Source organism: Traorella sp. mt218 (assembly GCF_055420025.1).
Genome location: NZ_JBVAYM010000023.1, coordinates 22,853 through 34,031 on the forward strand (window position 1 = coordinate 22,853; position 11,179 = coordinate 34,031).

Annotated in this window: 11 protein-coding genes; all 11 read left to right on the forward strand. The window is 40.0% G+C overall.

Annotated elements, in window-relative coordinates; all coding sequences use genetic code 11:
- The first annotated feature begins 17 nt into the window (after positions 1 to 17).
- Entirely contained in the window at positions 18 to 1,331 is a 1,314-nt protein-coding gene (locus ACZYT3_RS10510; protein WP_464088615.1) for a YhfT family protein, read from the forward strand.
- A gap of 27 nt (positions 1,332 to 1,358) precedes the next feature.
- Positions 1,359 to 1,739 carry a DUF2620 family protein gene (locus ACZYT3_RS10515; RefSeq protein WP_294561455.1) on the forward strand — a complete coding sequence of 127 codons (381 nt, stop codon included), beginning with the start codon at positions 1,359 to 1,361 and terminating at the stop codon, positions 1,737 to 1,739.
- A 60-nt stretch (positions 1,740 to 1,799) separates the two neighbouring features.
- Positions 1,800 to 2,711, forward strand: coding sequence for a phosphotriesterase family protein (locus ACZYT3_RS10520; RefSeq protein WP_464088616.1), 912 nt, complete (start codon positions 1,800 to 1,802; stop codon positions 2,709 to 2,711).
- Positions 2,712 to 2,726: 15 nt separating this feature from the next.
- On the forward strand, positions 2,727 to 3,905 hold the full coding sequence (locus ACZYT3_RS10525) for an alanine racemase (protein WP_464088617.1): 1,179 nt from the start codon (positions 2,727 to 2,729) through the stop codon (positions 3,903 to 3,905).
- A complete protein-coding gene (locus ACZYT3_RS10530; RefSeq protein WP_464088618.1) occupies positions 3,895 to 4,866 on the forward strand; it encodes an amidase family protein in 972 nt (323 codons plus the stop codon). The genes ACZYT3_RS10525 and ACZYT3_RS10530 overlap by 11 nt, the downstream gene beginning before the upstream one ends.
- Positions 4,867 to 4,874: 8 nt before the next feature.
- On the forward strand, positions 4,875 to 5,975 hold the full coding sequence (locus tag ACZYT3_RS10535) for an aminotransferase class V-fold PLP-dependent enzyme (RefSeq protein ID WP_464088619.1): 1,101 nt from the start codon (positions 4,875 to 4,877) through the stop codon (positions 5,973 to 5,975).
- Between the two features lie 2 nt (positions 5,976 to 5,977).
- Positions 5,978 to 7,186, forward strand: coding sequence for a phosphopentomutase (locus ACZYT3_RS10540; RefSeq protein WP_464088620.1), 1,209 nt, complete (start codon positions 5,978 to 5,980; stop codon positions 7,184 to 7,186).
- A 53-nt stretch (positions 7,187 to 7,239) separates the two neighbouring features.
- Complete coding sequence (locus ACZYT3_RS10545) at positions 7,240 to 8,496, forward strand: M28 family peptidase (protein WP_464088621.1); 1,257 nt, start codon at positions 7,240 to 7,242, stop codon at positions 8,494 to 8,496.
- The gene (locus ACZYT3_RS10550; RefSeq protein WP_464088622.1) at positions 8,493 to 9,299 is read left to right on the forward strand and encodes an HAD family hydrolase; all 807 of its coding nucleotides are present in this window, start codon (positions 8,493 to 8,495) and stop codon (positions 9,297 to 9,299) included. Before ACZYT3_RS10545 ends, ACZYT3_RS10550 begins: the two co-directional genes overlap by 4 nt.
- Positions 9,300 to 9,376: 77 nt before the next feature.
- Positions 9,377 to 10,291 carry an AEC family transporter gene (locus ACZYT3_RS10555; RefSeq protein ID WP_294561447.1) on the forward strand — a complete coding sequence of 305 codons (915 nt, stop codon included), beginning with the start codon at positions 9,377 to 9,379 and terminating at the stop codon, positions 10,289 to 10,291.
- Between the two features lie 188 nt (positions 10,292 to 10,479).
- Positions 10,480 to 11,179, forward strand: a 700-nt coding sequence (locus ACZYT3_RS10560) for a glycoside hydrolase family 1 protein (RefSeq protein WP_464088623.1), incomplete at its 3' end; no start/stop codon positions are given.

Genomic DNA, 11,179 nt, shown 5'->3' on the forward strand with positions numbered 1-11,179 from the left:
AGAAAAGGAGATAAAATATGGAAGGAATTATTACTAACTTTGAATTTCCAATGTGGGCCAGAACCGTTGTATTAGTAATGATTTGTGCATGGGCAAGCTTATTGTCGCATAAATGTATTTCTAACTTTAACGATGGTGCTAGACCGGTGTTCCCAGAACTGATCGAAAAGAGAATGTCAAGAGCAGAATTTGCTGTTGTTATTACAGGTATGGGCTTTGGTTGGGTGCTTGCTGGTTTCAGTCAGTGGCTCGGTACTGGCTTGATTGCATGTCACTTAACGCTTATTGCGACAGACTGTTTAGGTGCTTGGTCACCAAATAAGTGGGTAGCCTTAGGTATCGGTGCCGGATATGGTTTGCTTTGTGCTTTTGGCACGAATGTTATCAATCAGGCTTTCATGGCATTGCCTTATAATTTCTTAAATGACCTGACGAACATTTCTACCCCTACATTGCCGATTTTCAGTATGTTCCCGGCAGTAGCAATAGCCGGACAGTTTGGTGCAAGAAAAGGTATCGGAACAGGTGTCATTGAAGCAATCGTTTATATCTTATGTACACTTGTTGGAACCGTAACTATCGGCTCTATCAACATCAGCTTATATCCATACACTTTCGCAATGCTGGCAGGTATGATCTGCCTGATCGTCTTTGCCGCAAAAGGAAGCAGCAATTCAGAAAGTGTTGAAACAGATGCAGAAGAAGAAAACTTATTCTCTAAAAATGCAGATCGAATCAAATCAAACTGGAAGTATCTTTGCGTTCAGGGTGCATTGAATGCTTTAGGTATCAAGATCTTAGCTCAGGCATATCAGCCTTATATCTTATCAGCAGCTGTTTTATCAAACGATATGACGCCATTCTACATTGCCATGGTAGGTGTCATCATTGCCTTTATTCCGTTGATCGTATCAACTTCACTGGCTACCGGTGTTTATCAGGCAGTTGGTCTATGTTCAGTTATGTTGTTTGGTGTTTTGGCACCGACATGGTGGCTGGCTCCGATCTTAGGCTTCGCAGCAGAATTTGTTGAAATCCAGTTGATCGGTCTTTTAGGAAAATTGTTATCGAAATTCCCGGAACTCTCGAAATGTGGCGATCATATTCGTGATGGTATGATCTCTACGATCGGTTTGGCATTGACGATTGGTGCTTTCCTTGCTGCTAATGCAACTTGGGGTGAAGTAGGTATCATGCTTGTTGGTGCATTCTATGTTGTAAATGAAGTAACGGGTCAGAGATTACCAAAGAGTGCAGTTGGTCCTATTGCTGCAGTTGCCGTAGGTATCATCTACAATATTGTTGTAGCACTAGGATTTATCGTTATATAATGATTATATAAATAAAGGAGGCTTTCTGTGATTAAGATTGAATGTTGCGGTTTAACGGCAACCCAGACAAAAGATATTATAGATAAAAATTTTGCTGATCAAGTTGAAACTTATACGGATCCGGATATGATAGCTGCACGTAAAGTAAAAAATAAAGAAATCGATTATTATTTAGGCAGCTGCATGACTGGTGGCGGTGGTTCATTAGCGACAGCGATCATGGTTTTGGGATATGGTAATTGTTTAGTAGTTTCAAAACAGGGCAATTGTCCTAATGAAAAGCAAATTCGTCACATGGTTTATAGTGGCAATCATAAGGCATTCGGTTATGTAAAGACGCATACGGATATTGTTGTTCCTGCTTTAGTTAAAGCGCTGGTTGATAAAACGGAAGGCAAGCCTGAATAAAATCGTTCATTAGGGTATCAAGTCAACTTGATGCCCTTCATTTATATGAGGTAAGTTAACATGATTAGAACAGTACTTGGTGATATAGAAAAAAGTGAATTAGGTGCTACGATGTGTCATGAGCATTTTATTATTGATTTAGATCGGGTGCGGCATGATGGTGTTTCGAAGATAGAAACGGTAGAAGAGGTAGTACCGGAAATAAAGATGATGATGGAGCTTGGTGTCAAAAGTGCCATTGAGGTTTCAACGATTGATTTATCAAGAGATGTATTGAAATTAAAAGAAATTGCGCTTCAGACAGGTTTGAATATTATATGCTCGACAGGTTTTTATCTGTCTGAATACCATCCCGACTGGATGGATGGTGCCAGTGTTGAAGAGATTGCAGATATATATGTCAAAGAACTGATGGAGGGCATCGATAATACAGGGATCAAAGCCGGTATTATCGCGGAAATCGCATCAAGTCCGAATTCATTTGTAAAGAATGAAAAAAAGATCTTGGAAGCAGCGGGAATGGCAGCAAAAAAAGTAGGTTGTGCTGTCAGTACGCATACATCACGCTATACAGCAATGGAAACGATTGATACGTTGCTGGCTTGTGGAATGGATCCGGATAAGATCATTATCGGGCATCAGGATCTGATCGATGATTCACAGTATCATTTAAGCTTATTAGAAAGAGGTGTCAATATAGCTTTTGATACTTGTGGGAAGGTAAGCTATATGGCTGATGAAGTAAGGGCAAGAAATGCCGTTAGGATCATTGAAGCTGGATATGGAGATCATTTGATGGTTAGCGATGATGTTTCAAGAAGAAGCTATTTTGTTGCCCATGGCGGTGTCGGTTATCTTGCGGCATATAAGACCGTTTTGCCTTTGATGAAGGAATATGGTGCAACCGATGAAGATATTTATAAGATTACGACACTGACACCTGCAAGAGTCTTAGATAATGAATGGAAATAAAGAGGAGGGAAGGGTATGTTTATAGAAAAAGTACAGGAGAATAATCGTGCTTTAATTGAATTTGCCTTTCATCTTCATCAAAAGGGACTTATTTTACCTGATACCTATGTATTGGATTATGATACGATTATGGAAAATGGCAGGAAAATGAAAGAAATTGCCGATCCATTAGGAGTTAAATTATTTTTCATGTTGAAACAGCTCGGACGTAATCCGGAAATTGCCAAAGGTCTGCAAGAATTAGGTTTTGACGGTGTTGTGGCAGTTGATTTTAAAGAAACACTGGTCATGTTAAAAAATCATATCAAGCTTGGCAATGTAGGTCATCTTGTTCAGATACCAAAAGCATGCATCAAAGAAGTGGTAGCAGCACGACCGACGGTCATGACCGTTTATTCTTATGAAAAGATATTAGAAATCAATCAGGCAGCACAAGAGCTGGATATGATCCAGCCGATCATGCTGCGCATCAGTGATTCTGATTCAGAATTTTATTCGGGCCAGGTCGGCGGCTTCATGGTGGATGAATTGGAGGCATTGGTCGATCGCATCGAAATGCTTAAGCATGTGAGAATCGGTGGCCTGACCATCTTTCCTGCGCTTTTATATGATGAAAGCAAAAATGAGATTGCTCCGACAGCGAATTATCATGCATTAAAGCGTGGACGTTTATTGCTTGAAAAGAGAGGATATCATGATTTATTGATCAATCTTCCTTCTGCCACTTGTATGGCATCTATCCCACTCATTCATGAGCTTGGCGGTAATAATGGAGAGCCGGGTCATGGACTTACAGGAACGACACCCTTCCATAAAAATAATGACGGATATGAAAGAACGGGTTATGTGTATGTAAGTGAGATCTCACATAATTATTTGGATAAAGCTTATTGTTATGGCGGCGGACATTATCGTCGCGGACATTTGAAATATGCACTTGTGGGTCACTCGGCAGATGATCTGAAGCTGACAAAAGCCTATGCGGTCCATGATGATTCGATCGATTATCATTTTGAGCTGGATGGCAGATTTGATGTAGGTGATACCGTGCTGATGTGTTTTAGGGCACAAATGTTCACGACACGCAGTCATATCGCAGTTGTGAAAGGACTGAAAGATCATAGGCCTGAACTTTTTGGAATCTATGATGCTTATGGTCATATGCTTAAGAAAGGTGAAACAAATGAAGGATAAGTATGAAAAACAGCATCGTCTGGCCTTGTTGAATCCATATCAATCGGTCGTTCGTGTTTTTGATCCCGATGAAGATAGTATTCTTGTAGGAATCAAAAATGTAGCGTCCATACCTAATACGCTTATGAAAAAGCTGGAGCCACATGGTTTTGGATTGCATACGATCGATAAGAAATCACAGTTGGCGGGAAGAGCGGTAGATACCCAGCTGATCAATCCGATCACCGGACATTATATGTCAGGCTCATCCTCAGGTACTGCCTTGAATGTTTTTGCCGGTATCAATGATTTAGGTATTGGCAATGATGGGGGCGGAAGTGTGCTGGCACCGGCCATGTGTGTCAATATCTATGGGATGATCTCAAAGCTGATCGAAAAAGATCGCAATATCTCGCTTAAAGCGAATACGGATGGAATCGTTGCCGGTAATTCAATTGGCTTTATGGCTAGAGATCGTGAGATCTTATTTAAAGCTTTTGAAATTGCGACAGGGATAACGAAAGCTGATGGATATGGCAAAGTTTTCAGCGATCAGAAATATGAAGGTATCGATTCAACGATCATCGATGTCATGGAAGCACATGCGCCAAGAAATGAATTAACCGCTTATTTAAAAGATGTGTTGAAACAATGTGATGTATTGATGGTTACTGAAGGTCCTGTTGATTTATTTGGTTTTGGTGATTCTTTATTTGGTCATTTTGATAGCCGGACTCAAGAGATTCAAAAAGCAGCCAATAAAGGTTATGTACGTGTGTGCAATATCGCTGAGGCAACAGCATTGGCCATTCCTCAAAAGGGATTGGGTATGGCGACCTTACTGATGTGTGAAAGCAGAAATGATAAGATCGCACGTTTATTGAAACTAAGTGAAAAGATCGAACATGTTCATGATGAATTGATCGAACGATATTTTTTAGATATTGACTCTTATTTTAATGAGGGTTATCAGGTAGAGTGAGGCAAGTTATGAAAGTATATCCTTTAGAAAGTATTCATATCGAAGAAGCGATGCAGAAGCAGTTTCGTATGAGCGCATGTGCCATGCATTATTTTACGGGAAGTGAATTTCTGACACGTGGTGATCTAGGAGTCCATCAGCCTGAAAACCAGCCATTGACGACCCATAAGGCTGAAAAAGCGATTGCGGAATTTTTTCATGCCGAAGACTGTATTTTAGTCAGAGGTGCCGGTACCGGCGCCATACGTTATGGATTATCTTCGATTTTCAAACCGAAAGATAAGATTTTGGTCCATGATGCTGCCGTTTATTCAACAACTCAGATCAGCTTAGATATGCTTGGGCTGGAAATCGTAAAGGCAGATTTCAACTCGTTGGACCAGCTGCGTCATGTCATGGAAGAACATACAGATATCAAGGGTGCTTTGATCCAGTTTACACGACAGAAACCGGATGACCGTTATTCGATGGAAGAAGTGATCAAGACCATTCAAGGCTGTCGTGATATTCCTATCATTTGTGATGATAATTATGCAGTCTTAAAAGTAAGCAGAATCAGCTGTGAATTAGGTGCCGACATGTCCTGCTTTTCTTGTTTTAAGCTGCAGGGACCGGAAGGCATCGGCTGTGTCGTAGGTAAGAAGCAATATATTGAAAAAATTCGCAAGATGCATTATTCAGGAGGCTGTCAGGTTCAGGGATGGGAAGCCTTGGAGGTGCTTAGAGGCTTGATCAATGCACCGGTGATGCTGGCCATTTCTGCGCAGACGGGAGAAGAAATCTTAAAAAGAATCCATGAGCAAGGTATTAAAGGTGTAAAACATGCTTATCTGGCTAATGCTCAATCGAAGGTCTTATTGATAGAATTTGAAAGACCGATCGCAAAGAAGGTGCTGATAGAAGCTGAAAAGCTGGGAGCATTGCCGAATCCGGTCGGTGCTGAAAGCAAATATGAATTTGCGCCATTGTTTTATCGGGTATCGGGAACCTTTTTGAAGAGCGATCCTTCCTTTGCTGACACGATGATTCGTATCAATCCGAATCGCTGCGGTGCAGACACTGTTTTAGAGGTTCTCGAAAAAAGCATTATAAAAGCTTTGGAGGAATAAAAATGGATAAGAGGTTTATCGTAATCGTATTGGATGGATTTGGTATGCAGGCGATGGCCGATGCTGCCATCGCTCGCCCGGGTGATGAAAAAAGCTCTACCTTGGGCAGTATCCTCCATGATCATCCTGATTTAAAATTACCGAATCTGGAAGCTTTAGGACTTATGAACGCCTTTGGAAAAGAAAGCGAGAAGATGAAATTCTCTGATAAGGCTGTTTGGGGCAAAAGCGAATTGATGCATTTTGGTGCAGATACGTTTATGGGGCATCAGGAAATCATGGGTTCACTTCCTAAAAAACCGGTGGTCCAGCCATTTCAGGAAAAAGTTGATGAGATCAAAGAACATTTAAAAAAGCATGGTCATAAAGTAGAAGTACGTCAAAATGGTCATTTAAGATATTTATTGGTCGATGATTATTGTACGGTAGCTGATAATATCGATGCTGATCTAGGTATGGCTTATAATTGTACGGCACCGCTTGATTATCTCTCTTTTGATAAGGAATTGGAAATCGGCCGTCTGGTACGTGAGGTTGCCACCGTGAATCGTGTGATTCCATTTGGCGGCACCAATACTACGATCGATGATATTCTGGCAGCAGAAGAAACACGTGAGGACCGATTTATCGGTATTCATGCTGTTAAATCAAAATCGTATGAACATGGCTATCAGTGTCGTCATTTAGGTTATGGCGTCGATGAAAAAGTACAGGCCCCGACGATTTTAGGCCATGCTCATATACCGGTATCACTGTTTGGGAAGGTAGCCGACATCGTTGCCAATGATACCGGTAAGTCAGTATCATGTGTTGATACGGCGGAAGTGCTGGATCTTACGATTCAGGAAATCAAAGATATGAAAAACGGTTTTATCTGTACCAATGTACAAGAAACGGATCTTGCCGGTCATTCACAGGATTCGACGTGGTACAAGAATCTTTTGGAAATTGCGGATGAAAAGATCGGTATCATCATGGATCTGATACATGATGATGTATTGGTCGTCATGGCGGATCATGGAAATGATCCAAATATCGGTCATAACCGTCATACTCGTGAAAATGTACCACTGTTAATTAAAAAAGCAGGTGTTGAGGGAGTCAGCATCGGACTTCGTAAGACACTTTCAGATGTTGGTGCCAGCGTATGTGATTTCTTTGGAGTCAGTGCACCGCAAAATGGTCAATCCTTTATGAATTTACTTAAATAGGGCTGTAATACAGCCCTTTTACGTGCTAGAATAGTAAACATGGAGGTAATATCATGAAAAGCAATGAATATGAATTATTAGAAAAATTATATTTTGAAAGAATAGGCGGGACAGATCAAGAATTAGAAGCCTGTCATATCATTCAGGATGAATTGAGTAAGATTGGTCTGGAAAGTCATATCGAAGCTTTTGATGTAGTCACCAATCATGTATCAAAAGTTTCACTGGAGGTATTGCAGCCTTATCAGAAAACATATGAGGCAACAGCTTATATGGGCTGCACCAATACTGAAGGGCTTGTCGGAGATCTTTGTTATTTTGAAAGCGATAATGCCGTCAGCAGGAAACAGGTCAGCGGTAAGATTGCCTTGGTAAATGGTTATTTGGGAATGAAGACATTCAAGGCCATTACAGAAGCAAAAGCCATTGGTTTTATCACATATAATGGAAATATTGACAGAGAAGAAAACGATCTTGATCCAAGAGAATTAAGAGAAACCTTACAGGAATTCGGCAACCTTCCGGGAGTTAATATTCGTGTAGATGATGCGATGGAAATGGTGGCAAAAGGGGCCAGCGAAGTCCGTATCGTTGTAAAACAAACCATTGAAAAGGTTCATTCCCATAATCTTGTTTGTGATATAAAAGGTGAAAATGATGATATCCTTGTTTGCACCGCTCACTATAATTCCGTTCCACATTCAAAGGGAGCTTATGATAATGCGACAGGAAGTGTTTGTCTGTATGGTCTAGCGAAAGAATTAAAGGATAAAAAATTAGGACACAGCATACGGCTTATCTGGTGTGGCAGTGAGGAGCGGGGACTTTTAGGTTCAAAGGCATATGTAGAAGCACATCAGGAAGAGATGGAACATATCATGCTATGCGTCAATGTAGATATGATCGGATCGATCATGGGACGTAGGATTGCCGTGTGTACAAGTGATATGTCACTTGTTCATTACATTGATTATTTTGGAAAGATCAAGGGATTCCCGATCGAAGTATCCCAGGGCGTTTATTCCAGTGATTCTACACCGTTTGCTGATAAAGGTGTACCAGCCGTTTCTTTTGCACGTATCACTACATCAGGTACGGGTGAAATTCATTCCCGCTATGATGTAATCGAGCATTTATCTGAGCAGATGCTGCTTCAGGATACTTCTTTTATCTGTGATTTTGTGGAAAAAATGGCGAATGCGTATGTCATTCCGGTACCGAAAGAAATTCCGGATAATATGAAAGAAGAAATAGAAAAATATTATGGAAGAGATTTGAAAAAGAAGAAAGAGGAAGAAAAGAAAGCATGAGCATAAAGCTGGCAGCTGTTGATATGGATGGGACCTTCCTTACCCATGATAAGACATATGACCGGGAAGCTTTTCATCAGTTTTTTAATGATTTCTATCAGAAAGGCGGTCATTTTGTCGCTGCTAGCGGTAATCAATATTATCAATTGAAAAGCTTTTTTGAAGAATATGGTGATAAGATCAGCTATATTGCGGAAAATGGCGCATGGATCATAAGCGAGGGAAAAGAGCTTTACTGCGGTATCATGGAAGCAAAAACGGTTAATATGGTTTTAGAAGAGCTTCAGAAATACAGACAGATCAAGATTGTCGTATGTGGAAAAAATTCAGCGTATGTATTAGAAAAAGACGGTCTTGTTTTTTATGAACAGATACATCGCTATTATCATAAGCTGAAGCGGGTGGATGATTTCAAAGCATATATCGTCAGGGATCATATATTGAAATTTGCTTTGATGTGTCCGATAAATGAAACAAAAGAGCTGATGGAAGGTTTATCATTGCCTCCTGATATCGTGTCTACAAGCGGTGGCCAGGGATGCATTGATCTGATCATCAAGAATCAGAATAAGGGAAATGCGCTTTTAAAGCTGTGTGATCATTTTGGTATATCCCCGGATAAATGTATTGCGTTTGGCGATGGCGGTAATGATGTGGAAATGTTGTCGATGGCAGGCTGTGGTTATGCAGTAGCGAATGCAAGTGAGGAAGCAAAGAAAGCAGCGGATAAAATAATTGATTCAAATGAAAATCAGGGAGTGATCAAAGAATTGCTGGAATTGATGGACAAGGCAATCCTTTGATTGCTTTTTATTATATGAAACATTGATTTTGAAAAAGAAAGTGGTAAAATAAATCAGTATTCAAATGGGGTGAAGATATGCTGGATATTTTGATCAAAGCAATAGGGTTTATTTTAATTATCGTTATGGGGTATGTTTTTAAATCAAAGGGGATCTTTCAAAAAGAACATGCCCGCTTTTTATCGTTTGTAATCATGAATGTTACTTTGCCATGTGCACTGTTTACTTCAGTCGGTCATATTGAAGTTTCATCATCACTGTTATTAGCCTTGCTGATTGGTTTTGGGTCAAATATCATTACGATTGTTGTAGGGTACATGATGGTCAAAAAGGAATCTTTGATGGAAAAAGCAATATATATGATCAATATGTCCGGGTATAATATCGGAACATTTACGCTTCCTTTTGTTCAAAGTTTTTTTCCATCCAGCTTATTGGCCTATGTCATAATGTTTGATACGGGAAATGCGATCATGTGCTTAGGGGGTACTTACTCGGTTGCCAGCTCGATGGTCGTACGATCAAGAGGGATAAAGATCGTAGTTGAGTTTATAAAAAGACTGCTTTCTTCTGTACCGTTTTGTACTTATGTGCTTTTATTCATCCTTTCGTTTTTAAATATAACGATTCCTGAACAATTGATCAGTGTCGCAAGTATTGCGGGTAATGCAAATGCCTTTTTGGCCATGCTCATGATCGGTATATCATTGGAGATAAAGCTGGATTTATCACAGGTAAAAAAAATCCGTGATATCTTGATCGGCAGATATGGCTTGATGATCTTGATCTCAATTTTTGTTTTTGTTTTCTTGCCGGTAGAAGTTACCGCAAAACAGATGATCGTTTTAAGCTTATTTGCACCGATCTCATCAGTAGCTCCTGTTTATTCTTACATGATCGATTCGAAAACACCTGTACCGGCAGCTGTTAATTCCTTAAGCATGATCATAAGTATCATTACTCTTACGATCCTGATCATTTTATTTTCATAAAATCACAAGTAGTTGTTTAAATATTAAATAATGAGTAAAAATGCAGCCATTCATTTGGCTGCATTTTCATGAAGAAAAGCATGATTTCTTTTGGAACGATGTATGTTTTCATCATTTTATAAAATTGAAGGATTGTCCTATTTTTATTTTAATGTTATAAATTAAGAAAGAATAGGAGGAATTAAAAGATGAGTTTTCCAAAAGGATTTTATTGGGGCGGTGCAACAGCAGCTAATCAGTGTGAGGGTGCATGGCAGGAAGGAGGCAAAGGAATTTCCTGTCCTGATATCTGTACAGGAGGAACGGCGACTCGAAGCAAGAGAATCACGCCTGTTTTGGAGGAAGCAACCTTTTATCCAAGTCATGATGCGATCGATCATTATCATCGCTATAAGGAAGATATTGCGTTATTTGCGCAAATGGGTTTCAAAATGTATCGTTTTTCGATTGCATGGACAAGGATCTTCCCAAATGGTGATGAAGAGGAACCAAATGAAGCCGGACTAAAGTTTTATGAAGGTTTGATCGATGAGTGTTTGAAATATAATATTGAGCCAATGATTACCATTTCACATTATGAAGTACCTTTTGGTCTGACCAAGAAATGGAATGGATGGGCAGATCGTAGGATGATCGAGTGTTATCTGAGATACTGCAGGGCCATCTTTACCCGGTACAAAGGCAAGGCAAAATACTGGCTGACCTTTAATGAGATCAATTCCGCAACTGGAAAGATGGGAGGCTTTTTAAGTCAGGGTATTTTAAATGAGATCAAAACAATGGAGTTCATGGATCAGAAAGATGTTCCTCAGAATCGTTTCCAGGGATTGCATCATCAGTTTATCGCCAGTGCTTTGGCAGTAAGGATGGCGCATGAGATCGATCCGA